We start from the raw sequence: 23,183 nt of genomic DNA, 5'->3' as shown, positions 1-23,183 counted from the left end.
GGAAACTCCGTGAACATCACGGTCTTTCGAAGCAGATTGTGAGCCCCCAAACCTAAGATGGGGCCCTTGCTTTTTTTTGGCTTGATTCACAACAGATAACATACACGCAGTCGCACTCTAAAGCCGGTTTTCTTCTGAGACTTCACAAAACAGACGCGCATTTACAAACCTGAACGGCCATCCCTGAGCATCCTCCGTAAACTCCGCTGATTTTCCTATATTTAAAGACTTATATTCGAATTTCCTAAAAACCCGGCTCACTAACGATCCATGAAAACCCTTTACCTATTCCGGCACTGCAAATCCGACTGGTCCGCTGATTTTCAGCGCGATTTCGACCGGCCGCTCAACGAAAGGGGACGCGGCGACGCCCCCATGATGTGCGACATCCTTAGAAGCGTGCTGTCCCCCTCAGAAACCTGCATTGCAAGCTCACCATCCGTTCGTACCCGACAGACCATAGAGCCCCTGATTCAGCATTGGAGTGAAGCGCGCCGCGGTGCCATCGACTGGAATGAAAATCTCTATGAAAGCGGACGCAGCGCTTATATGGAAGTCATTAAAGAAACGCCTGACACCTTCGATAACCTCCTCATCGTTGGCCACAACCCCTCTATACAGGATACAACGGAATTCCTGGTTTCCGGGCACCGGCTCGATGAGCTTGTACATGTCGCAACCGGAACGCTTCTGTGCCTCACCATGAACCTGCGCAGCTGGAAGCAGGCGGGAGCCGATCACGCCATTATCCGGTGGATGTTGACCCCGCGTATTGTTAAAAAAGTCCGTCAGGTATGAATCCTCACAGCAGCGAACCATCCATGCAGGCCCTCCGAAACCTGAGCGACCTCAGGCTTGCCGTACTAATCGACGCAGACAATATTTCCTACAACCACATCAATAATATGATGGTGGAAATAACCCGCTATGGTACGCCAACCTTCAAAAGAATTTACGGCGACTGGACCCAACCCAACCTCGCGGGCTGGAAAAACGTCCTTCTTGATTACGCCATCACGCCCATTCAGCAGTACAGCTACACCAAGGGGAAAAATGCGACGGATTCAGCGCTGATTATCGACGCCATGGACATCCTCTATTCCGGCAAGGTTGATGGCTTCTGCATCGTATCAAGCGACAGCGACTTCACCCGGCTGGCCACACGTCTGCGCGAAGCGGGCATGCGCGTAATCGGCATGGGAGAAAAGAAAACGCCCAAACCTTTTATCACAGCCTGCGACCGGTTCCTCTTTATTGAAGTGCTCGCCGACAGCTCCGATCAGGACGATGACGACGATTCCGGTTCCTCAGACAGCAGTGCAGCCCAAAAATCCGGCAGCAGCAGCACCGAAAACGATACTTCACAAAAAAGCAAAAGCAGCCGTAGCACTGCCAAAAAGAAGCGGAAAACACCAGTAGAACGGCACATCAAAAAAATGCTGCGGCTCAGCGTTTCAGATGTAGCTGATGAAGATGGCTGGGCATTTCTTGGCGAAGTCGGGAACATGATTCTGAAAAAGGAACCCTCTTTTGACCCCCGCAACTACGGCTTCACCAAACTCACCCCCTTACTCAAAGACCTCAAGCTCTTCGAATTTGACGAGCGCCAGCCCAAAGGCTCCAATGTGCGGCACATTTACATCCGCGACAAAAGGGGGCAGCATTAGCAAGAGCAGCCCGGCGAGATTGAACCACATCTGTTCCAGGAGATCCTGATCGTGCAGGCAAAACAGTCATTTTGCCCGAATAAACTGTTTCATAAAGTACACCCTCCGTCCTCACAGATCATTAAAACCGGAACTTTCCGCCCAGGCTTCTTTTTTAAATTCATAATACCCAAATGACTTGTATGGCCGCCGCTCAGACAGTGCGCGCATGCTCAAAAATAAATTTATGATTCGCTACACCGCAACCCCGCAGGAACTTAACACCGCTGTTGAACACCTTCACGCAGCCCCGGAAATCTCTATCGATCTCGAATTCGACAAAAACTATTACCGCTATGGCTTCAATTTATGCCTCATGCAGGTTATGGCAGACTCCACCTGTTATCTTGTGGATCCGCTTTCCGACGATATCGAGATCGACCGCACTTTTCAGCCGCTTGAAAACCCCAAAATCCCAAAAACCTGTTTTGCCTTCGGCGAAGACATCCGGCTGTTACATACCCTTGGCTGTTACCCCAAAAACGTGCTCGACCTCAGCCTCGCCGCAAATTTGCTAAACTACCAGCCCATGTCGCTGACCCAGCTTCTGATAGAAGTTCTTGGCGTACGGACCGGCAAAGCGGCCCAAATGAGTAACTGGTACAAACGCCCGCTGACGGGACATCAGAAGCAATATGCCGCTGAAGATGTCATGTTCCTGCCCGAATTACGGGAACAGCTGATGGATCAGGCCGAAAAAAAAGGCGTTACAAGCTGGATTTTAGAAGAAAATCAGGTCTGGGAAACAGAAGATTTTGCCGGTACAGGTGAAGTTGATTATCTCAAGGACAAAGACCGAAAAGGGATGTCTGAAATGGCCTGGCACCTGTACACACGGCTGATTGAATTCCGGGAAAAAATCGCACAGAAAAAAAACATGCCGTCTTACAAAGTCATCGACAAGTCATTCCTGAGAGCTGTTGCCACCAAACCCGGCTACGTAGAAGTCTGGCACCAGGAAAGGGGGGTTCATCCTTCCCTGCGAAACAAAAACGCTGGCTACGAAGCGCAGTTGCTCGTTGAAGATTCTCTTGAAGAAGCAAGAGAGCTGGGATTGTCAGACATGAAGCCGGCTGAGAAAAAGCTTTCCAAAGAAAAACTTGCCTCCATCAAGCGGTATCAGAATATCATCCGGCACCTCAAGCAGGAAGTCTTCAATCCTGTAAAGCAGCAAATTGGCCGGGAGTACGGTGAAAACACCGCTGCCTTTATCCTCAACAACCGGGTGATTGAAGCCTATGTATCAGAAAAGCCCGAAGAGATTCTGCCCTACCGCCGCGAGCTCATCGAGCATACCGCCATGTCACTGGGCATGCACGTAGAAGGCTCCGTAGATGAAGCCAAGCGGTCCAATAATTAAGGCGCACGTTTCTGCCGCTCCCTTCAATGATATGTCCTGAACGGAACAGATAAGCCGGTATGCAGGGTGATGGGATTCATACCCCTGCCAAGCACCGGCGTGAGTGTTCCGGCACCAGCCGTCAGGTGAAGCGACCGCCAAACAGGCACACCAAGCTCCGCTCGCATACCGGTCAGGAGTCCGCCCTGCGTATCAACACGCGCACCGCCTCCCGCGCCTATATACACTTCAGCTTTTACCTGCCATTTATTGGGCAGGGTGTGCACAAAGCCAGGGCCCAGCAACCCGATCTGATAGCCGCCTGCATCCCCGATAAAAGAAGTGTAGCCCCGTCCGGTTATATAAAAATTCCGGCTTATCATCAGATCAAGAGCCGATTCAATCATAAAAACCAGCGGCCCTCTACGATCTCCGAACTGTCTGTACGTGCTGTTCGGGATGTGCATTACCATGCCTGTATTAACAGCCCAGCGATAGGTTTCCTTTTCTGCCCTATGGTCGAAAGCCCCGCTGAGATACCGCACTATCCGGAGTCCGGGGGCAACGGTGGTAAAATCTCCGTTGAACGACCGCACGGCCATGGCTTCAAGCTCAAGACCTGTTCCCCTCCATGCCGGCAGGCTGAGTCCGGCTCCGAGCAGGTAAACCTGACCGCCTCCGGAATTCACCGCCCCGCCGCCTGCGCTGCCCGTGCCCAAAGAAGCGAATAAGCGAAACGGGCTGAGATTCCAAAGCAAGCGGTAGCCTGCAAACCAGTCAGCATAGCCCTCGGCATCACCGGCAACGACACCATGCGTTTGGATAAAAATTTCGTACCAATCGGTATTGCTGAAGGTAATTTCTGCCCCAATGGTATGCATGTTATCAAGCGGCCGGCCCGCTGGATCCCGTTTTTCACTGCTTCCGGTTAAGTATAATCGGTAGACCGGCTTAAAGGAAGTCACGCGAAAGGCCCTGTCATCCTGCCGATCCCGTGGTGTAAAACCATCGCTGATTGCAAGGTTAAGGTTTCGGGTCAACCCCAGGTGCAAAGCTGCAGTGGAGATTTCGGAACCAGAGACAGAAGTGTAGGAGACACCGGGAGTAAACCACCAGCCAGGGAAAAGCTGCACGGCAAACGACGCATGGCTACGCAGCATCAGCCCGTCGCCTCCAACCTGATTGGCACCGCCTCCGCCCCCGATAAAAGCACCGAGCTGAATACCGGTTCGCCGGCTGACAGGTAACCGGAATCCCGTCTCAATCCCTCCCACAAAGAAGCCGCCTCCTGTACCAAAAGCTGACGAGTAAACGCTATTACCGACGTAAATGCCGGAAGGGAAGGCATAAACCATTGAAACCATGTTAATGCCGTGAATTTCGCTCTGATACCGGCTGAACAGATCTGCCCCGAAAGAAAAACGAAGACCGCTTTGGTCAGACACGGCCTCAGCCGGAAACCCTTCGCCTTGCGCAACCCGGGGATCAAAAACCAACCGCTCAGGATCACTTTGCAGGAACTGTGCAGTTCCCTCCTGAGTCTGCGCGAGTAAACCAGCAAGCACGAACAAAGCGATACCAATAAAACGTAAGGCCAACAGCATTTTCGGTTTCTTCAAGCCTGACAAATGATTGCGTTTTGCTTATTCACAAGACTTTGTTCCTGCGGATGGGGAAAGTGAAAAATCGGCAGACATGAACCTGAACCCGCACATTGCTGCATGATTTTTCACCCTCACGAATAACGTCTTAACATGTTGACAAGCTGTCAAGTAAAGCCCGTCCGAAACAAAAAGTGACGGATCAGAACGCCTCACACTTTCCGCAACAAACAGTGTCTCTTTGTAAACCTGTTCGTTACCTGCTTGTTCCCAAGATCACAGCATTGAGAAACAAGCGGTTGGCACCGCGCCAGTACCCGCGAAAGTTCGGGTCTTCCGTAAAGAGAATAATCTGCCCGGAACCAACGCGCTCCTGCCAAAGCAGCACGCTCTCCGGCAGCCGCTCCAGGTTTTCAGCCCATGCATGACCCGAAATCCGGATATCCTCCCGCTGTACCTGAATCACCGCGTTTCGGGCAGGTGAAGGCGGTCCCTCAGGTGCCACATATACCCGGTTTGAATTCACCAGCATGGGTGGCGCGGCGGTGTAGCCGGAACTCATCCAGTGCTCCTGATCGAGCGTAACGCGGAAGAATGCACCCGGGGTCGTAATCCGCTGCGCCTGTTCATTTTCTTCCAGCGCATACCACGATTTCAGGCTGCCCATTTCAAGCTGATTGAGAATAAAATCCGTCGCTGTATCAAGACCGATGAGCGTGCCTCCGTCCCGAACCCAGCGCTGCAGGCGGGCCATGCCGTCTTCGCCGAGTAGTTCAGCCAGGGCACGGCCGTTCGTCACAGCCGGCAGGACGAGCGTATTAAAACGCTCCAGCGGAATGCGTCCAACCGTTCGGCTTTGAATCAGCGTATGGGGTATTTCATAGGTGCGGTCAAGGGTGTGCCAGGCCCAGCCAAAAGAAAGCGCATCCAGCGGCCCTTTGGTGATGAGCCCGATTTTAGGCTCGCTCAACCGGCCGCCTTCCACCGAGCCCAGCGGCGGAAAGCCCGCATCCGCCTGACCACTGTTGACCCCGACCACCTCGAGATCAAACCGGGCTGCGAGTCCGGTCACTGCTGTATGCACAGCTTCGGCATCATCATCAACCCGTACCACAAGCGTACCGGAAGCAAATCCGCGACCGTCCACCTGTGTTGCCTTGGTGAGCAGGTGCAGCCGGATACCCTGCGCCCGCAGATAGGGGACCGCCGCAAGTGCGCGGGTTTGGGCACCGTCAATCAGGTAGGCATAGTGCGCCATTTCCGGAGCCTCAGCCATGCCGGGCTGCAGCGGTTCATGTATGCGCTCAGCGCTGACCCGGCTGCGGTCACCGCTGTGCCAGGCTGTGAGATTGAACAGCAGCGGCAAACTCCAGGATGTCGTGTCGTAAAAACGCGGGTTCTCTCCCCGGTCAACGCGCTGACGCGCCTCCTCCAGAAACGTTGCCGGTACCGGAATCTCCGGATCAAGCAGCGCACGGATGAAGCGGTAACGCGGCTGCGCGGCTTCAATCACAAAAGTGCCTGCCGGCAGGTTTACGCGACCTGCATCACGTCCTTCACGATCGCGCATATTACGCAGGGTCGTTTCCTGTGTAAGCTGATGCACCTCAATACCGTGCCGCATCAGCATATTAACGGCTTCGGTAATCAGGTGCGGATCTCCGGTCGGTTCAATGAAGTAGCGGGTAATGCCGCTCTGACCCAGCTCGATGGCTTCTGCATTGGCGCGGTAGTAGTCGGTGAGCAGCTGTTCCCGCTCGTCGGAGCTCAGGCCAACCATAGCCGTGAAGGCCAGGTATTGCTGAAAGGCCGCATCATACAGCGTACGCGTCGTGCCGTCAGAGCGCTGCATCGCAAGTCCGCGGCTTGAACCCTGTTCGTACAGCATCCCTACCGCCCCCTGATAGCTCATGTAGCTTGTGAAATACGACGGAAAGAAAAAGTTGAAAATCTCCCCTTTGGTGTACTCCACACGGTGTTCATCAAAGCGGTCGGCATGGGCGCGGCCATACTTTTCAAACCATTTGGTTGCAAAAGGCGGAAAAACAGGCGAGACCGGATCCGTTGGCGGATCCACATAAAACTCGGTATTAGGGCCCATTTCGTGCGCATCCACACCAGCCTGCACGCGCCAGTGACGCAGCAGCGCAACCCGGTTACGCGTTTCAGGATGGGTGCCCGCAAACCAGTCCCGGTTCAGGTCGAAGTAGTAGTGACTCGTGCGAAACTTCCGCGCTTCCCAGCCATCAAAATCATTCGACCAGTCATGGTTATCGTCATGAACGGTACGTCCGAGCCGCTGATGGTTGAACTGCGCGAACGCATCACGACCGTCGGGATTGATGAGCGGGTCAATAATCATCACCGTGTTGGCCAAATGTTCCATGATATGCGGCTCAGCGGATGTTGTGTATTCTTCCAGAAAGAGCAGCAGCCCTTCCGTACCGGACAGCTCAAAGCCGTGAATAGATCCGCCAAGGTACAGCAGGGCCGGCTGATTTTGGATGATTTGATCCGCCTCAGCTGTGGAAAGCGTACGCGGATCATCGAGCCGGAGTGCGTTCTCACGAATTTCCTCAAGCCGGGCATGATTTGCCGGAGCAGTAAGCACCACACCGTACTGCGGCTCCCTGTTGTAGCTCGTACCAATCCGGAAGAGCTTCACCCGGTCAGAAGCCTCATCAAGGTGCTGCAGATAGCGCACAACCTGATGGTTCAGGGTAACGCGCTCGCCTACCGCGTGACCCGAAATGGCTTCAAAGGTTTGTACCTGCGCTGAAAGGACTGCCGGAAATGCTGAGACAGCAAACACCAACAGAACCCAAAACAGATGATGTAGTTTTTTCATCATTCGCTTGTCCGATTTTTTTTATGATGGATAGGGAAGCCTGCACCGGTTTTCTTCCGAAAACCCGCCTGCAGTCTTTGCGGGCCTTACTTCTTTTTCTTGCTCACCTTCGCCCAGGTATCGCGCAGGCCCACGGTTTGGTTGAAGACTGGCCGCTCCGGCGTGGAGTCGTCATCTTCATAATAATAGCCCTTGCGCATAAACTGAAAATGCGGGCGCGCCGGATTACCGGCATCCAGATCATCCAGCAATCCGGGCTCGGCCAGGGCCTGCGGGATGGTAATCAGGCTGTCCGGATTCACGTGATCCAGGAAATCGCCTTCCGCTTCGGCCAGGTTTTCTTCCCGGAAAAGACGGTCGTAATTGCGGATTTCAACCGGTACCGCATGTTCAGCGCTCACCCAGTGCAGCGTACCCTTGGCTTTGATACCGGAAGTATCGCTGCCGCTGCGGCTGTCCGGATGATAGGTACAGCGGATTTCCGTGATCCTGCCGTTTTCATCGGCATCATAATCCTCGCCGGTGATGATAAAGGCGCTTTTGAGACGGACACTTTTTCCCGGAGAAAGCCGGAAATACTTGCGGGGCGCATCAACCATAAAATCATCCCGCTCTATCCAAAGCGTACCGCTGAAGGGAACTTCCCGGCTGCCGCCTTCCGGATCCTCGGGGTTGTTCTCGCTCTCGAGCATCTCGGTCTTGCCTTCCGGCCAGTTTGTGATGACAAGCTTCACCGGATCAAACACGACCATGCGGCGCAGGCCGGATTTGTTCAGGTCTTCACGGGTACAGAACTCGAGCAGGGAAACATCAATCAGATTATCGCGCTTGGCCACGCCAATGCGGGCGCAAAACTCGCGGATGGCAGCAGGCGTGTACCCGCGGCGGCGAAGCCCGGAAATGGTCGGCATGCGCGGATCATCCCAGCCGGCAACGTGCCCTTCATTCACCAGCTGCATCAGCTTACGCTTGCTCATGATGGTGTAGGTCATGTTCAGGCGGGCAAACTCATACTGCCGGCTCGGGTAAATGCCCAGCTTTTCGATGAGCCATTCATAGAGCGGGCGGTGCTGTACAAACTCCAGCGTACAGATAGAGTGCGTGATATTTTCGATGGCGTCACTCTGCCCGTGTGCGAAATCATAGGTCGGGTAAATGCACCAGGCATCACCCGTGCGGTGATGGTGCGCGTGCTTAATGCGGTAAAGTACCGGGTCGCGCATGTGCATGTTCGGAGACGCCATGTCGATTTTTGCCCGAAGGGTACAGGCGCCGTCCGGGAACTCACCGGCACGCATGCGGCGGAACAAGTCTTCGTTCTCCTCCGGCGTACGGTCACGGTAAGGCGAGTGGGTACCGGGCTGCGTGAGCGAACCCTTCTGCGCAGCAATCTCTTCGGCTGTGGAGTCATCCACAAAAGCCAGGCCATCCCGAATCAGTTTAATGGCAAACTCAAAAAGCTGTTCAAAATAATTGCTTGCGTAAAGCTCCTCAGCCCACTCAAAGCCGAGCCAGCGCACATCCCGCTTAATGCTTTCCACATACTCGACAGACTCCGTAACCGGGTTGGTGTCATCAAAGCGGAGATTTGTCTTGCCGCCATATTTTTGCGCAAGACAAAAATTCACCGTAATGGATTTGGCATGCCCGATATGCAGATAGCCGTTCGGCTCGGGGGGGAAGCGGGTCAGGATAGACTGATGACGGCCGTCGGCCAGATCTTTTTCAATAATTTCTTCCAGAAAATTTTTGGAGACGCGGGCTTCTGACGCAGATGCTGATTCAGACATAAAAATAATTTTGGGTAAACGGAGCGGGCTTCTTCTGCCCGTTTTGGATTAATCGCGCAATATAAGCATTAATTCAGGCAAGCTAAATGCAGCCTTGGGTTCACGCAGGCTGATGTGCCTCAAACTTCGTATATTCCAAATCTTTACAAAAAATCCGGTACACGCATTTTTTTACCTGATGTATCGGTGCGCTGACTGCACCATTTACCGGACAGCGTTCAGTTTACCCTAAAAACCTCTCCGGTCTTTCCAAAACCTGAATTTATCCAAAACCAAATTTCATGTCTGACCTCAACAGTCTTGATAAAATTGTTTCACTTGCAAAATCACGGGGCTTCATCTTCCAATCCTCAGAAATTTATGGCGGACTTGCCGCTGTTTACGATTACGGCCCGCTCGGCGTAGAACTTAAGCGCCGCGTGAATGAAGCATGGTGGACCTCCATGACCCAAAAGCACGAAAATATCGTGGGCGTTGACGCCGCCATTCTCATGCACCCCAAAGTCTGGAAAGCCTCCGGTCACGTAGATGGCTTCAGCGATCCGATGATCGACGACAAAGAGAGCAAGCGCCGCTACCGCGCGGACATGCTGATTGAAGACCACATCCGCAAAATCGAAGAAAAAGGCGATACCGAACGCGCCGCGGCCCTGCAGCAACAGCTCGATACCTGCGGCACGCGCAAAAGCATGACCGAGGATCTGTACGACATCATCATGGCTGAAGAAATCCGCTCGCCGGATTCCGGTGCCTTCAACTGGACCGAGGTGCGGCAGTTCAACCTGATGTTCAGCACGCAGTTCGGGGCAACGGCCAACACCGAAGACGCCAAAGTTTACCTGCGTCCCGAAACCGCGCAGGGCATCTTCGTGAACTTCAACAACGTGATGAACACCGCGCGGCAACAGGTCCCCTTCGGCATTGCGCAGATCGGAAAAGCCTTCCGGAATGAAGTCGTAGCCCGGCAGTTTGTGTTCCGCATGCGCGAGTTCGAACAAATGGAAATGCAATATTTTGTAGCACCCGGCTCCGACGAAGACTGGTACCTGCGCTGGAAAGAAGAGCGCATCGGCTGGCACAAAAGCATCGGCATCCGGGAAAAAAACCTGCGCTTCCTCGATCACCCGCAGGATAAGCTCGCACACTACGCCAAAAGCGCGGTCGATGTACAGTACCGCTTCCCCATTGGCTGGCAGGAAGTCGAGGGCATTCACAACCGCACGGACTTCGACCTGAGTCAGCATCAGGAGTTTTCCGGCAAGAAGCTCGAATACTTCAACCCGCAAACCAAGGAGCGCTTCGTGCCCTACGTAATCGAAACCTCTATCGGCCTCGACCGCTGCGTACTCATGACCCTCTGCGACGCCTACCGCGAAGAAGAAGTGACCGATGAGAAAGGCAAAACCGAAACCCGCACCGTGCTCAAACTGCACCCGAAGCTCGCCCCGATCACCGCGGGCATCTTCCCGCTCATCAAAAAGCCCGAGCTCATGGAAAAAGCCCGCGCCATTCAGGCCGAGCTCTCCGAGACCTGGCGCGTGCAGTTCGACGAGAAAGGCTCCATCGGCAAACGCTACCGCCGCCTCGACGAAGCCGGCACGCCCTACTGCATCACCGTGGATTTTGAGACCCTCGAAGATCAGGCCGTAACCGTGCGTCACCGCGATACCATGGCGCAGGAGCGCATCCCAATCGACGGCCTCGAACGCTACATCCGCGACCAAATCAAAAGCTGGCAGCCGGAAGACTAAACCGGAAATCCGCACAAAATGAACAAAGGCCTTTCGTGCAAAGCTGTTTCGTAACAGCGTCACGGAAGGCCTTTTGCATGTCAGCCTGAAAAACGCCCTCACATCATGCAAAGCCCCAAAAGCAACACTGCTGAACATCCAAAAGAGAACCCCGTCATCTTCTTCGACGGCGTCTGCAACCTGTGCAACGGATCGGTCACCTTCATCATCAAACGCGACCCCAAACGAACCTTCCGCTTCGCGCCCCTGCAGTCGGAAGCCGGTCAGGCCTTCCTGAAAACGCACGGCAAACCCACCGAAAGCTTCGACACCATCATCCTCAAAGAAGGTGACCGCTGGTACACACACTCCGCCGCCGCCCTCCGCATCGCCCGCGGCCTCAGCGGTGCCTGGCCCTTGTTCTACGGCTTCATCATCATCCCCCGCTTCCTTCGCGACGCCGTGTACCGCCTCATCGCCCGAAACCGCTACAAATGGTTCGGCCAACAAGACGCCTGCATGATCCCCACCCCCGAACTCAGGGAACTTTTTCTGGACTGACATACAACAGATACTCCACAGCAACAAAATCCTGAAAAGCCCATCCCAAACCTGCACCCCGCCTGCGAAATGGTTCAGCATTTGTTTTTTTGGGGGAAACTCCGTGAACATCACGGTCTTTCGTGACAGATTAGAGCCCCCAAATCAAAGATAGGTCCCTTGCTTTTTTTTGTGGGCGGGCGGATAATTTCTTCAACAACAGACCCACACTTCTGTATTCTGCCGCGAAACCGCAAGCCCGTGTCCTCAGTCGATTACCCGGTTGTCTATAACACGATTCCGACCACGCTTGTTGAGACAAATCTGTCAAATGTGCTTCATATACGAATAGTTGAGCGCCTTCAGCCGCTTCTTCCAGTGCGCTGCATACTGTAATTTCAGCTCATTATCCAAGAAACTGTTTTCGATCAGCTGATAAACAGCGGGTCGGTCAAGCCTGTAAAAGTCAAGCATTCTTTTTACCCGCTTTTCCTGAATACCGATCCTCAGCCCAAAAGTTAAGAAATCGTCATACGCGCGAAAGCCGTTGGCTTCAAAGCTTTCCGTTTCAAAGTTATCCTTGAACAATCCGTCAAAAAGTGCCAGTTCAGGGTTTGATACGTGAATACTGGTGTTGGTAAGGTCGTATGCCGGTGCAAGCTGATAATGACCTGATAAATTTCCGATAATGGAAAAGTTTTTGAGATGTGCATCTCCATTGGAAGCAAGGAAATTGAACACGATAAGTTTGAAAAACTTTTCAATTTCTATTTTAGCCGCAGGTACAAATTGATAAATCAGATCTGCGGCATCTTCATAGCTCCCGCTATATTTGAAGTCTTGCCCCGCAGTTTCGGAAGTCTTGCCGGCAAGGCTTGCAAAATCTTCAACTGGATATTTCTGATCGTCCTTCCCATAATCAAACCTTTTGGTTAGATATGCTGCCTCACCATTTCGAAAAAAAACCAGGGCATTCTCAGCGGTATTGATTCCATAAACCTGTCCGGCAATTTGCATGGTGAGATGTTCATTGGCAGGAACATCAGAAGCATGAGACAAATCAAAGGGAGCGGGTTTAAGCATAAACTTTCCGGACGCTGAACCAGAAGTCAGAACAATCTCCTGCCCCAGGCGATCAACCGAAAACTTAGGCTGCACGCCGGAAAGAGAAATTTTTCTAAGGGTGAACTTTTGACTTTGCTGCACGAGCGCCGCTCTTGATGGAAAGTTGTCCGGAAGCATATGACTGACTTTCACACCGCCAAACATTTTTTTCAGCGCTTTAGGGCTAAAAGTATCAAAGCCGGGCTTAAGCGTACAGGGGCAGGATCGGATATCAGTCATCGGCATATAATTGCTCCGATTCATCTGCCGGTCTTATGGTCACTGCACCTGCGGTATCATAGCCCGCGGTTTTGACAAGGTGCGTGAAGAAATCGTTCTCGTCAATCCTGAAAAAACGGCACTGCACGCGTTTGTTAAATCCCTCAGAGAGCATATTGAAGAAAAACGGGAAAAGATGATCCGCCTCCCACCTTCGCTTTGTCTTGGGCAGGGTCAGGCTCACGGCAGGTTTTTCGGGGTTTGTGAACCATTCTTCAAAATACTCGAAAACATAATGCCTGCGATGATGGCGGGTCAAAAGCCCTGCAGCTTCTCCATTCCAGTACACAACAGCCGACTGTATTTTGCTCATTTTGTCACCTCACCCGGGCTTTTAATCATGAGTTTGAGTTCAAGCCCCAGTACTTCCGCAAGCTGAAGGAGCACCTTTAAGGTGGGGTTGGCCTGACCACGTTCGATATTGCAGAGCGTGTTCACACTCACCCCTGCAATTTCCGCAAGGTCTGGCTGCGTAACGCCCAGCAATACACGCTGCCTTCTGATAGCGTCTCCGACTTCACGAAATCCCATTAAATTTCAATTTTAGTTCGATTTATAAACAAACTGACATTAAACTAACTCAAAATCCTAATATATTTTAATTTCGTCTTTGATAAAATACTCCACAGGATCTCATCGCACGATTTCACCCTGTTTCAAAGTTTGCTTTTATTGCCGTTAGCAATCCTTACCTTTAGGTCTTGCTCCTTAGGGAGCCTAAGCTATGCAGATTTTTTCATTTAACACCTTCCAAAGCTTCGCAGATGAAAGTTACCGATTTTTATGCACAGAGCTCCGAGCCGCTCATTTCCTTTGAAATTATTCCGCCCAAGCGGGGCAAATCCATCAACAGTATTTTTGAAGCGCTTGATCAGGTAATGCCCTACCGGCCGCCGTTTATTGATGTGACCGCGCACGCAGCCGAAGCCTACTACGAAGAACTCGATAACGGTAACATCCGCAGGCACATCCGGCGGAAGCGTCCGGGCACGATCGGGCTTTGTGCGGCCATCAAGCACCGCTACAATGTGGAGCCGGTGCCGCACATCCTGTGCAAGGGCTTCACGCGGGAGGAAACCGAAGATGCGCTGATCGAGCTGAACTTCCTCGGGATTCAGAATGTGCTGGCCATCCGCGGGGACGATCACGGGGCGCCGAAACCCTACAATGCCGACCGCACCATCAATGAATACGCCGTAGATCTCGTGCGGCAGGTGAAGCGTATGAACCGAGGTCTTTACCTCGAGCAACTCATGGAAGCCGACAAAACCAATTTCTGCGTAGGCGTAGGGGGCTATCCTGAAAAACACTTCGAAGCCCCCAACCTGAACTGGGATATCCTGCGCCTGAAAGAGAAAGTCGAAGCCGGCGCGGATTACATCGTGACGCAGATGTTTTTCGATAATCAGAAATTCTTCGACTTTGAAGCAAAATGCCGCGAAGCGGGTATCACCGTGCCGATTATTCCGGGTCTGAAGCTGATCACGAGCTACCGTCAGCTCACGACGTTGCCGCGCTCGTTTCACCTGAACATCCCGGAGCCGCTTTCGCATGAGATCTCCCTCAAGCCCGATCGCGCCCGGGATATCGGCATTGAATGGGGCGTGCAGCAATGTCAGGAGCTGCTTAATCACGGCGTTCAGGGCCTGCACTTCTACGTAATGGCCAATCCAAGCGCCGTAATTGATGTGCTCGACCACCTGAAAACCGGGCTCAAATCCCGCGCTGTGTGATATAAATCTGAATCCGCCATGAAAAGCAACTCCCTGCCTTTGCTGCTGCTGTCGCTGTTCGGCCTGTCTCTTTTTTTGGGTGGATGCGGGAGTTCTTCGGGCAGCCGGTCTGACAGTCGTCAGGTTGAACAGCGCCTGATGCAGCAATATCAGCAATGGCGGGGTACGCCGTACCGGCTGGGCGGAATTACGCAGCAAGGCGTGGACTGCTCCGCGTTTGTGATGCTGGTTTTCCGTAACGGATTCGGAGTTGAGATCCCGCGCACGACCGATCAGCAAATGCGGCACGGCACACGTATTCGCCCGCAACAGCTGCGGGTGGGCGATCTCGTTTTTTTTCAGACGGGACGCAACACCCGGCACGTAGGCATTGTGCTCAGCGGCGGGCGCTTCATGCACGCTTCGACTTCGCAGGGGGTCATTATCGATGAGCTCAATCAAGCCTACTGGCAACAACGCTTCACCGTGGCCCGCCGGGTTTTGTGATTATTGGTGGGGTTCGGGTTCTGGGGTGGTTTGGGGTTTCGTGGGGCGACGATATGGGGCGACCACAAGGGTTCGCCCCTACGATGGGCCCATACGATTTGGCTCTTTACGCTTTCCCATTCCATTCAATTGACAAATCCTGCCCTGTAGGGGCAGTTTTTCCCAAACTGAAATCTCCCGTTTTCACTTAAAACTATTGCCCTGTATCATGTCTTTCATTTCTGCAATGGAATATGCGGGTTTTCTTCGGTGAATGATGGAATGGCAGTTAGGGCAAACCGGGCGAAGGTCTTCGATAGGGTCGATTTTATAAACACCCTTTTTATTTGCCACCTCGCTCAAATGATGAACATGAATAAATTCACGGCCAGCTTCGCCATAAACTTTTTCGAAATCAAATTCACACACGATACATTTATATCCATAGTGCCTTAAGCATGCAGCTCTTGCGTGTGGGTTACGTTCACGGTTTGTACTTATAACTGCCCTTGTTGCACCTTCAAAATAGCTGTCCGATGCAGCATCGTCGGCTATGGTTTCTTCAGGTTCACGATCATTTAAAAAATTAAACCAAATAGCCTCAAGTTCATTCGTAACGTCTGGTTTAATGGAAATACCGGATGCTTGCGGGGTCCAAACCTGCCTTGAAAGTTTTCCAATATCAAGAGCTTCCAGGCTTAAAATTGGTTCCTTCATGGGATTGAGTAGGGTATCAAACTCTATAAAAACCCTGTGCACAAGTTTATCTTCGCCGCTCCAGTGCTCTGATAAAAAAGCCTCCGAGATTATGGTGCCTGAACCCATGATCCCTTTTGGCTCCGTACCAAGCCGAACGAGAAATGCACGGTCACCAAGTCGAACCTGTTTATGACTGACGCAGCTCCATTTTTGAATAACGCGTCCGGTCTGGTTAAGACTCTCAATATTCTGGGCCAGGTCAGTCCACGACCATTTTGTGGGATTCCATGCAAAAAGGTAAGTATTCATAATGTAAGTTGATTTTAGTGATTTATTTTTTGAAATATAACTAACCACTTTCCCGCAATCATACTTAACAAAATCACCGCATGACCCACTTGTCCACGGCTTCTGCGACTGCCCAGCCTTCGTGGATGACCCAGACGACGAGGCTTTGTCTGCGGGTGTCCTGCTCGACGCCGGGGGCTTCTGAGAGATCCCAATGCCACTAACAAACTAATCCTGCCCTGTAGGGGGCATTCTGTGGGTAGAAAACCGGTCGCCGCGAAAAAACATCAGCGTGCCGTAGGTACGCCATGTGTTTTCAGGTGTTTGGGATAAACGCGATGCGGGGGGCTCCGACGGTCGCATCATGCCTGCGGCATTCCGGTTATTTCGGGGGGCGGTTCGTTTCTACCCACATGGCGTCCCTACAGGACGCGCTGGTTTGCTGTATATCTACCTTTTGGCCGACGATCCGGGATTCCGTTGTTGTTCCGGACTTCGTGGGGCGACCACGAGGGTGCGCCCCTACGATTGCGCATTTTGGGGTCAACAGCAGGCGTCGTTTGTGCCCTGCTTCTTTCAAATCCGGTTTCCGTGGTGGTCTCGGGTTTCGTGGAGCGACCACAAGGGTGCGTCCCTACAATGCGGCCATACGGTTTGACCTGGCAAACCGTGTAACCGGAACTCATCGCGTTACCGCATGACCCATTTGTTGACGGCTTCTGCAACTGCGCGGCCTTCGTTGATGGCCCAGACGACGAGGCTTTGGCCGCGGCGCATGTCGCCGGCTGCAAATACGCCTTCGATGTTGGTCGCAAAGTCGCCGTAGCGGGCGCGTACGTTGCTGCGGGTGTCCTGCTCGACGCCGAAGGCTTCCGGGAGCGGGTTTTCGGGGCCGGTGAAGCCCATCGCGAGGAGCACGAGGTCGGCTTTCCAGCTACGTGCGCTGCCTTCGACCTCTTCGGGCTTCATGCGGCCGTCATCGCCGATCACCCAGCGGATTTGCACGGTGTGCAGCTCTTTGACCCGCCCTTTTTTGTCGGCTTTAAACTGTTTGGTCATGACCTCATACTGCCGCGGATCGTCGCCGAATTTGGCGCGGGCTTCCTCCTGACCGTAGTCGAGCTTGTACACGCCCGGCCATTCGGGCCAGGGGTTGCTGTCAGCCCGCATTTCGGGCGGACGCGTCGTGATTTCAAACTGTGTGACGGTCGCGCAGCCGTGCCGTATGGCGGTACCCACACAGTCGGTGCCGGTATCACCCCCGCCGATCACGATCACGTGCTTGTCTTTGGCGGTGATGTAATTGCCGTCGGCATGACCGCTGTCTAACAAGCTCTTCGTGTCGGCATGCAGGTAATCCATCGCGAAATGAATGCCGTCCGAATCACGCCCTTCAATCGGGAGGTCGCGCGGCTTGGCGGCGCCTCCGGCCAGAATCACGGCGTCGAACTTCCCGCGGATTTCCTCCGCGCTGATATCCTTCCCAACCTCGGTGTTGGTTACGAAAGTGATGCCTTCGGCTTCGAGCAGCTTCACACGGCGCTCAACCACGCCCTTCTCCAGCTTCATGTTGGGGATGCCGTACATCAGCAGCCCGCCTATGCGGTCGGCGCGTTCGAACACGGTCACGAGATGACCCGCTTTGTTGAGCTGCGCGGCAGCGGCGAGTCCGGCAGGACCCGAGCCAACGACCGCGATTTTCTTCCCGGTGCGGCTTTCCGGCGGCTGCGGCACGACCCAGCCTTCCTCGAAGCCTTTGTCGATGATGGCCTGCTCGATGCTTTTGATAGCTACGGGCTTGTCAATCAGCCCGAGCACGCAGCTGCCCTCGCAGGGCGCAGGACAAACGCGACCCGTAAATTCCGGAAAATTATTGGTTTTGTGCAGGCGGTTGAGGGCCTCCCGCCACTTGCCGCGATACACGAGGTCGTTCCACTCCGGGATGAGGTTGTACACGGGGCAGCCCAGCGCTTTGCCGTTCGGTGTAGTGCTGCCGGTCTGGCAAAACGGGATGCCGCAGTCCATGCAGCGCGCCCCCTGCTGCTGCAGTTCGCTGTCGGGCAGACGAACACCGAACTCGCGCCAGTCCTGCACCCGCTCGGAGGGGTCTTTCGAGAGCGCGTCTTTGCGCGCAATTTCCATAAATCCGGTTGGCTTTCCCATGTGTTGCTTGTCCTAAATTTCGGTAATCTTTGGTTTTTTTATCGATGGATGGGCTTCCGGGCCGCATCCGGGCTGGGTGACAGGTCCCGCTTTTTAGTTTCCAGCCGCGCGGGCCTCATCCATTTGATTGGCCTGAAAGGCGTGCATCTCGGCTTTCTTCACGTCCATGCCGCCTTTGATTGCCAGCCGGATGGCCTCGGTCATCCGCTTGAAATCCTTGGGATAGACCTTCACAAACTGCGGCAGCACTTCGTCCCACTTCGCCAGGATTTTCCAGGCGAGCACGCTGTCGGTGTAGTCGGCGTGCCGCCGGATGAGGCGCTTCAGTTCGAGCGCATCGGATTCGGCATCGACCTTCTCCAGATACACCATTTCCTTGTTGCAACGACTCGGAAAGCTGCCGTCGGGATCGAGTACGTAAGCGATGCCGCCGGACATCCCCGCGGCAAAGTTGCGACCGGTCGGTCCCAGAATCACGGCGCGACCGCCGGTCATGTACTCACAGCCGTGATCGCCGGTGCCTTCCACCACCGCGGAGGCCCCGCTGTTCCGCACGCAGAAACGCTCACCGGCACGACCCCGGATGTAGGCCTCGCCCCGCGTTGCCCCGTACAGGGCCACGTTGCCGACGATGATGTTATCCTCCGGACGAAAACGCGCCTCGCGATCGGGATAAAGAATGAGCTTGCCGCCGGAAAGGCCCTTCCCAAAATAATCGTTGGCGTCGCCTTCGAGCTCGAGCGTGACGCCCGGCACGCCAAACGCGCCGAAACTCTGCCCCGCAGAACCGCGGAAACTCAGATGGATGGTGTCCTCCGGCAGACCTTCCTGCCCGTACATCCGCGTAATCTCGCTGCCGAGGATGGTGCCGGTCACGCGGTTGGTGTTGCGGATCGGCAGCCGGGCTTTCACCGGTATTTTCTCGCTCAGGGCCGGTTCACACAGGTCGAGGAGCATCTGCACATCCATGCTGTTTTCAAGGCCGTGGTGCTGCTGCGTGAGTTTGCGGACGCCCGTGAGCGGAGGCACTTTGGGGCTGTGCAGCACCGGACTCAAATCCACAAGTTTGGCTTTCCAGTGACTGGTCTTTTTCTGACGCAGCTTGTCGGTGCGGCCAATCATTTCATCAATGGTGCGGAAACCGAGGGCCGCCATGTGCTCGCGCACATCCTGTGCTACGAATTTCATGAAGTTGACCACATATTCAGGGTCGCCGGTGAACTTGTGCCGAAGGTGCGGGTCCTGTGTTGCGACCCCGACCGGGCAGGTGTTCAGGTGACACACCCGCATCATGATACAACCCAGCGTGATTAGCGCGCTCGTACCAAAACCGAACTCTTCGGCCCCGAGCAGGGCGGCGACCACGATGTCGCGTCCGGTTTTGATTTGTCCGTCGGTTTCCAGCTTCACGCGGCTGCGGAGGTTGTTGAGAAGAAGGGTTTGATGCACCTCCGCCAGTCCCAGCTCCCACGGCAGTCCCGCGTGCTTGATGCTCGTTTGCGGGGAAGCCCCGGTACCGCCGTCGTGTCCGCTGATCAGAATCACATCGGCCTTGGCTTTGGCCACGCCCGCTGCGATCGTCCCGACCCCCGCCAGCGAAACCAGCTTGACGTTGATGTCGGCCTGATCATTCGCATTTTTGAGGTCGTGAATGAGCTGTGCAAGGTCCTCAATCGAGTAAATATCGTGATGCGGGGGCGGAGAAATGAGTCCTACGCCCGGCGTGGAGAGCCGCACATCGGCAATCCAGGGATAGACTTTCCGTCCCGGCAGCTCGCCGCCCTCGCCAGGCTTGGCACCCTGCGCCATCTTGATCTGAATTTCTTTGGCCTGCGTCAGGTACTCGCTCGTTACGCCGAAGCGTCCCGAGGCGACCTGCTTGATGGCGCTGTTGCGCGAATCCCCGTTGGCATCTTCGGTATAGCGGTTCGCATCCTCGCCGCCCTCGCCCGTGTTGCTGCGTCCGCCGATGCGATTCATCGCAATCGCCAGCGCTTCGTGCGCTTCCAGACTGATGGAGCCGTACGACATGGCTCCGGTTTTGAACCTCCGGCAGATGGACTCGACCGATTCGACTTCCTCGATCGGCACTGTTCGCGGACCGTAATCGAGTTCCAGCATATGTCGCAGGGCCGGCGGCGGGTCGTGCTGTTCATCAAGCAGACGGGCGTATTCTTTGTAGAGGCCGTAATCGCCGGTGCGCGTCGCAAGCTGCAGCGTGTGTACCGTTTTCGGATTGTACATGTGGTACTCGCCGTTGCGCCGCCACTTGTACTGTCCGCCCTCATCGAGCACGGTGCCGTTCTGCTGAATTTTCGGGTATGCTTTCTCGTGCCGCAGTTCGGCTTCCCGTGCAATGGTATCGAGCGTGATGCCGCCGATGCGGCTGTCGGTCCAGGTGAAGTAGCTGTCAATGACTTCCGTGCTGATCCCCAGCGCTTCAAATATCTGTGCGCCCCGATACGACTTAATGGTGGAAATCCCCATCTTCGCCATCACCTTCACGATGCCTTTCACGACCGCTTTATTGTAGCCTTTCACCGCGCGCTTGTAGTCGATGCCCGTGAGCAGTCCCTGCTGCAGCAGATCGCACAGGCTCTCGTAGGCCATGTACGGATTCACGGCATCGAGACCGTACCCGAGCAGGGTGCAAAAATGATGCGTTTCGCGCGGCTCACCGGATTCAAGGACGATGCTCACATCGGTGCGCTTGCCGCTGCGGATTAAATGGTGATGCAGGCCCGAGACCGCCAGAAGGGCCGGGATAGGAGCCAGCTTTTGGGTAAAGCCGCGATCGGTAAGAATGAGGATGTTCGCCCCGGAGCCGATGGCTTCAGCCGCGGCATTGAAGAGCTTGCTGAGGGCTTTTTCCAGCCCGGCACCGCCGGTTCCGGCTTCAAACAAAATCGGAAGCTCCTCTATCCGGAAGCCGGGCAGGTCGGTTTTGCGCAGCTCGGCCATTTCCTCGGTTGTGAGGATGGGCGAAGTGAGCTTGATCTGACGGCAGCGCTCCGGTGACTCATCGAGGATGTTGCCCTTCGCACCGAGATAGGTTTCCGTGGAGGTAATCAGCTCCTCCCGGATGGGATCAATCGGCGGATTAGTAACCTGCGCAAAAAGCTGCTTGAAATAGTTGTAGAGCAGCTGCGGCTGATTCGATAGCACCGCAAGCGGGGCGTCGTTGCCCATCGCGCCAATCGGTTGCAGCATGTTTTCAGCCATCGGACCAATGTTGATGCGCAGGTCCTCGTAGGTGTAGCCGAACACTTTCTGACGATGCACCACTTTTTCATGGTCGAGGCGCGGCTCCTGATAGGTCACTTTTTGGGTGACGTCTTCAAATACGACCAGATTGTCCCGCAGCCACTGCCCGTAAGGCTGCTGTGTTACGACCTGATTCTTGATTTCCTCATCGCTGATGATCCGCTGCTGACGGGTGTCGATGAGCAGCATTTTCCCCGGCTGAAGCCTGCCTTTGGTCAGCACTTCATCCGCGGGGATGTCGAGCACGCCGGCTTCTGAGGCCAGCACAATCATATTGCTGCGCGTGATGTAGTAGCGCGATGGCCGCAGCCCGTTCCGGTCGAGGGTCGCGCCAACCATGTGCCCGTCGGTGAAGGCAACCGAAGCCGGACCGTCCCAGGGCTCCATCATACAGCTGTGATACTCGTAGAAGGCGCGGCGGGCTTCATCCATGGTTTCGTGCTTTTCCCAGGGCTCGGGAATCATCATCATCATGGCATGGGGAAGCGAGCGCCCGCTCAGGGTCAGGAATTCGAGGCACTGATCGAACTTGGCGGAGTCGCTGCCGTCATCCTGCACAATGGGTAGCACCTTCTTTAGGTCAGAGCCAAACAGCGGCGACTGAAACGCAGCCTCGCGGGCGTGCATCCAGTTTTGGTTGCCGCGCACGGTGTTGATTTCCCCGTTGTGGATGATGTAGCGGTACGGGTGCGCAAGCTTCCAGCTCGGGAAAGTGTTGGTGCTGAAACGCGAGTGCACCAGTGCGATGCTCGTCTGCATGTTGGGGTCGCGCAGCTCGGGATAATAATTGTCGAGCTGATGCGGCGTAAGCATCCCTTTGTACACGATGGTACGGCAGGAGAGGCTGTTAATGTAGAAAAAATCTTTGTCGCGGATTTGCTGCCTGCTTGCGGCAACGGCAAGTGCTGCACGGCGGCGGATGACAAACAGCTTCCGCTCAAAATCCAGCTCTGTGGCAAGCTCGCTGCCTCTGCCGATGAAAATCTGCCGGACCGAAGGCTCCGACGCCAGAGCCGTATCGCCCAGGGTCGCGTTGTCGGTACGCACCTTGCGCCAGCCGAGCACCTCCAGACCTTCCTCCCGCACAACCTTCTCGATGATGCGCTCGCACGGCAGACGGTCGCGGCGGTCGCCCGGCATAAAAATCATTCCTACGCCATAATTGCCGGGCTCAGGGAGCCGAAAGCCGAGCCCTTCGCAGGAGCGCTTCATGAAATCATGGGGGATCTGCATCAGAATCCCGGCGCCATCACCGGTGTTGCCTTCCGCGCCGGTTGCCCCGCGGTGGTTCAGGTTGTGCAAAACCCGGATCGCCTGATTTACAATGGCGTGCGAGGCCTCCCCGCTGATATTGGCTACAAATCCGATCCCGCAGGCATCGTGTTCATGCACCGGATCATACAGACCTTGTTTGTCCGGTGTGCGTCCGGGTGCATGGCTTTTAGGTGTTGATTTCATCGCTCGTAATTGGTGGAAGAGTGTTACAAAGTGTCGCTGACATATAGACCATATTGCGCTCAGAGTTTGCCGAATCATCTCTCAAATGGTCCTTTTTTGGGTAATCTGAAATAAAATTTCGTAATTACCACGGTCTTTTAATTTGATTAAAAATAAGCCCCGCTGCAAGTGGCTTT

At 54.5% G+C, this 23,183-nt stretch carries 16 protein-coding genes; 7 read left to right on the top strand and 9 right to left on the bottom strand.

The window, feature by feature from the left end; translation table 11 throughout:
- Nucleotides 1-270: 270 nt before the first annotated feature.
- From CYPRO_RS01965 to CYPRO_RS01955, 3 genes are all read left to right on the top strand, one after another.
- Nucleotides 271-798, top strand: a complete 528-nt coding sequence (locus CYPRO_RS01965) for a SixA phosphatase family protein (protein WP_114983010.1) — start codon at nt 271-273, stop codon at nt 796-798.
- Nucleotides 795-1,667: an NYN domain-containing protein gene (locus tag CYPRO_RS01960; protein ID WP_240644810.1), complete on the top strand. Its 873-nt coding sequence runs from the start codon at nt 795-797 to the stop codon at nt 1,665-1,667. Before CYPRO_RS01965 ends, CYPRO_RS01960 begins: the two co-directional genes overlap by 4 nt.
- 208 nt (nt 1,668-1,875) lie before the next feature.
- Nucleotides 1,876-3,066: a ribonuclease D gene (locus CYPRO_RS01955; protein ID WP_114983008.1), complete on the top strand. Its 1,191-nt coding sequence runs from the start codon at nt 1,876-1,878 to the stop codon at nt 3,064-3,066.
- Between the two features lie 23 nt (nt 3,067-3,089).
- Here the strand turns inward: CYPRO_RS01955 and CYPRO_RS01950 are convergent, their stop codons facing one another.
- The 3 genes from CYPRO_RS01950 to CYPRO_RS01940 all read right to left on the bottom strand — a co-directional run bounded on the left by CYPRO_RS01950 (nt 3,090) and on the right by CYPRO_RS01940 (nt 9,284).
- The gene (locus CYPRO_RS01950; protein ID WP_124245484.1) at nt 3,090-4,643 is read right to left on the bottom strand and encodes a hypothetical protein; all 1,554 of its coding nucleotides are present in this window, start codon (nt 4,641-4,643) and stop codon (nt 3,090-3,092) included.
- Between the two features lie 259 nt (nt 4,644-4,902).
- The gene (locus CYPRO_RS01945; RefSeq protein ID WP_114983003.1) at nt 4,903-7,497 is read right to left on the bottom strand and encodes a M14 family zinc carboxypeptidase; all 2,595 of its coding nucleotides are present in this window, start codon (nt 7,495-7,497) and stop codon (nt 4,903-4,905) included.
- An 83-nt stretch (nt 7,498-7,580) separates the two neighbouring features.
- Nucleotides 7,581-9,284: a glutamine--tRNA ligase/YqeY domain fusion protein gene (locus CYPRO_RS01940; protein WP_114983002.1), complete on the bottom strand. Its 1,704-nt coding sequence runs from the start codon at nt 9,282-9,284 to the stop codon at nt 7,581-7,583.
- A gap of 281 nt (nt 9,285-9,565) precedes the next feature.
- On the opposite strand from CYPRO_RS01940, the gene CYPRO_RS01935 reads away from it, so the two are divergent.
- Together CYPRO_RS01935 and CYPRO_RS01930 are read left to right on the top strand one after the other, a co-directional pair.
- On the top strand, nt 9,566-11,035 hold the full coding sequence (locus CYPRO_RS01935; protein WP_114983000.1) for a glycine--tRNA ligase: 1,470 nt from the start codon (nt 9,566-9,568) through the stop codon (nt 11,033-11,035).
- Between the two features lie 105 nt (nt 11,036-11,140).
- Complete coding sequence (locus tag CYPRO_RS01930) at nt 11,141-11,575, top strand: thiol-disulfide oxidoreductase DCC family protein (RefSeq protein WP_114982998.1); 435 nt, start codon at nt 11,141-11,143, stop codon at nt 11,573-11,575.
- 306 nt (nt 11,576-11,881) lie between these two features.
- On the opposite strand, the gene CYPRO_RS01925 is transcribed toward CYPRO_RS01930, so the two are convergent.
- The 3 genes from CYPRO_RS01925 to CYPRO_RS01915 form a co-directional block, all read right to left on the bottom strand.
- Nucleotides 11,882-12,823, bottom strand: coding sequence for a HipA domain-containing protein (locus CYPRO_RS01925; RefSeq protein ID WP_240644809.1), 942 nt, complete (start codon nt 12,821-12,823; stop codon nt 11,882-11,884).
- A gap of 67 nt (nt 12,824-12,890) precedes the next feature.
- Complete coding sequence (locus tag CYPRO_RS01920; protein WP_205730341.1) at nt 12,891-13,250, bottom strand: HipA N-terminal domain-containing protein; 360 nt, start codon at nt 13,248-13,250, stop codon at nt 12,891-12,893.
- A complete protein-coding gene (locus CYPRO_RS01915) occupies nt 13,247-13,468 on the bottom strand; it encodes a helix-turn-helix domain-containing protein (protein WP_114982994.1) in 222 nt (73 codons plus the stop codon). Before CYPRO_RS01915 ends, CYPRO_RS01920 begins: the two co-directional genes overlap by 4 nt.
- Before the next feature lie 233 nt (nt 13,469-13,701).
- Between CYPRO_RS01915 and CYPRO_RS01910 the strand changes: the two genes are divergently transcribed.
- Complete coding sequence (locus CYPRO_RS01910; protein ID WP_114982992.1) at nt 13,702-14,670, top strand: methylenetetrahydrofolate reductase; 969 nt, start codon at nt 13,702-13,704, stop codon at nt 14,668-14,670.
- Nucleotides 14,671-14,688: 18 nt separating this feature from the next.
- Nucleotides 14,689-15,156 (top strand): NlpC/P60 family protein, encoded by a 468-nt coding sequence (locus CYPRO_RS01905; protein WP_114982990.1) that lies wholly within the window; start codon nt 14,689-14,691, stop codon nt 15,154-15,156.
- A gap of 183 nt (nt 15,157-15,339) precedes the next feature.
- Here CYPRO_RS01905 and CYPRO_RS01900 read toward each other — a convergent pair whose 3' ends face one another.
- From CYPRO_RS01900 to gltB, 3 genes are all read right to left on the bottom strand, one after another.
- Nucleotides 15,340-16,143: an HNH endonuclease gene (locus tag CYPRO_RS01900; protein WP_114982988.1), complete on the bottom strand. Its 804-nt coding sequence runs from the start codon at nt 16,141-16,143 to the stop codon at nt 15,340-15,342.
- Between the two features lie 669 nt (nt 16,144-16,812).
- Complete coding sequence (locus tag CYPRO_RS01895) at nt 16,813-18,285, bottom strand: glutamate synthase subunit beta (protein ID WP_114982986.1); 1,473 nt, start codon at nt 18,283-18,285, stop codon at nt 16,813-16,815.
- Between the two features lie 93 nt (nt 18,286-18,378).
- Complete coding sequence (gltB, locus tag CYPRO_RS01890) at nt 18,379-23,007, bottom strand: glutamate synthase large subunit (RefSeq protein ID WP_114982984.1); 4,629 nt, start codon at nt 23,005-23,007, stop codon at nt 18,379-18,381.
- Nucleotides 23,008-23,183: the final 176 nt, after the last annotated feature.

It is taken from the genome of Cyclonatronum proteinivorum (genome assembly GCF_003353065.1).
Taxonomy (GTDB): domain Bacteria; phylum Bacteroidota; class Rhodothermia; order Balneolales; family Cyclonatronaceae; genus Cyclonatronum; species Cyclonatronum proteinivorum.
This window is presented reverse-complemented; position numbering and strand designations above follow the sequence as displayed.

What these genes read in the sequence shown, in the direction of transcription:
- CYPRO_RS01965 (WP_114983010.1), top strand. Translation starts at nt 271, where the DNA reads ATGAAAACCCTTTACCTATTCCGGCACTGCAAATCCGACTGGTCCGCT.
- CYPRO_RS01960 (WP_240644810.1), top strand. Translation starts at nt 795, where the DNA reads ATGAATCCTCACAGCAGCGAACCATCCATGCAGGCCCTCCGAAACCTG.
- CYPRO_RS01955 (WP_114983008.1), top strand. Translation starts at nt 1,876, where the DNA reads ATGCTCAAAAATAAATTTATGATTCGCTACACCGCAACCCCGCAGGAA.
- CYPRO_RS01945 (WP_114983003.1), bottom strand. Translation starts at nt 7,497, where the DNA reads ATGATGAAAAAACTACATCATCTGTTTTGGGTTCTGTTGGTGTTTGCT.
- CYPRO_RS01940 (WP_114983002.1), bottom strand. Translation starts at nt 9,284, where the DNA reads ATGTCTGAATCAGCATCTGCGTCAGAAGCCCGCGTCTCCAAAAATTTT.
- CYPRO_RS01935 (WP_114983000.1), top strand. Translation starts at nt 9,566, where the DNA reads ATGTCTGACCTCAACAGTCTTGATAAAATTGTTTCACTTGCAAAATCA.
- CYPRO_RS01930 (WP_114982998.1), top strand. Translation starts at nt 11,141, where the DNA reads ATGCAAAGCCCCAAAAGCAACACTGCTGAACATCCAAAAGAGAACCCC.
- CYPRO_RS01925 (WP_240644809.1), bottom strand. Translation starts at nt 12,823, where the DNA reads ATGTTTGGCGGTGTGAAAGTCAGTCATATGCTTCCGGACAACTTTCCA.
- CYPRO_RS01920 (WP_205730341.1), bottom strand. Translation starts at nt 13,250, where the DNA reads ATGAGCAAAATACAGTCGGCTGTTGTGTACTGGAATGGAGAAGCTGCA.
- CYPRO_RS01915 (WP_114982994.1), bottom strand. Translation starts at nt 13,468, where the DNA reads ATGGGATTTCGTGAAGTCGGAGACGCTATCAGAAGGCAGCGTGTATTG.
- CYPRO_RS01910 (WP_114982992.1), top strand. Translation starts at nt 13,702, where the DNA reads ATGAAAGTTACCGATTTTTATGCACAGAGCTCCGAGCCGCTCATTTCC.
- CYPRO_RS01905 (WP_114982990.1), top strand. Translation starts at nt 14,689, where the DNA reads ATGAAAAGCAACTCCCTGCCTTTGCTGCTGCTGTCGCTGTTCGGCCTG.
- CYPRO_RS01900 (WP_114982988.1), bottom strand. Translation starts at nt 16,143, where the DNA reads ATGAATACTTACCTTTTTGCATGGAATCCCACAAAATGGTCGTGGACT.
- CYPRO_RS01895 (WP_114982986.1), bottom strand. Translation starts at nt 18,285, where the DNA reads ATGGGAAAGCCAACCGGATTTATGGAAATTGCGCGCAAAGACGCGCTC.
- gltB (WP_114982984.1), bottom strand. Translation starts at nt 23,007, where the DNA reads ATGAAATCAACACCTAAAAGCCATGCACCCGGACGCACACCGGACAAA.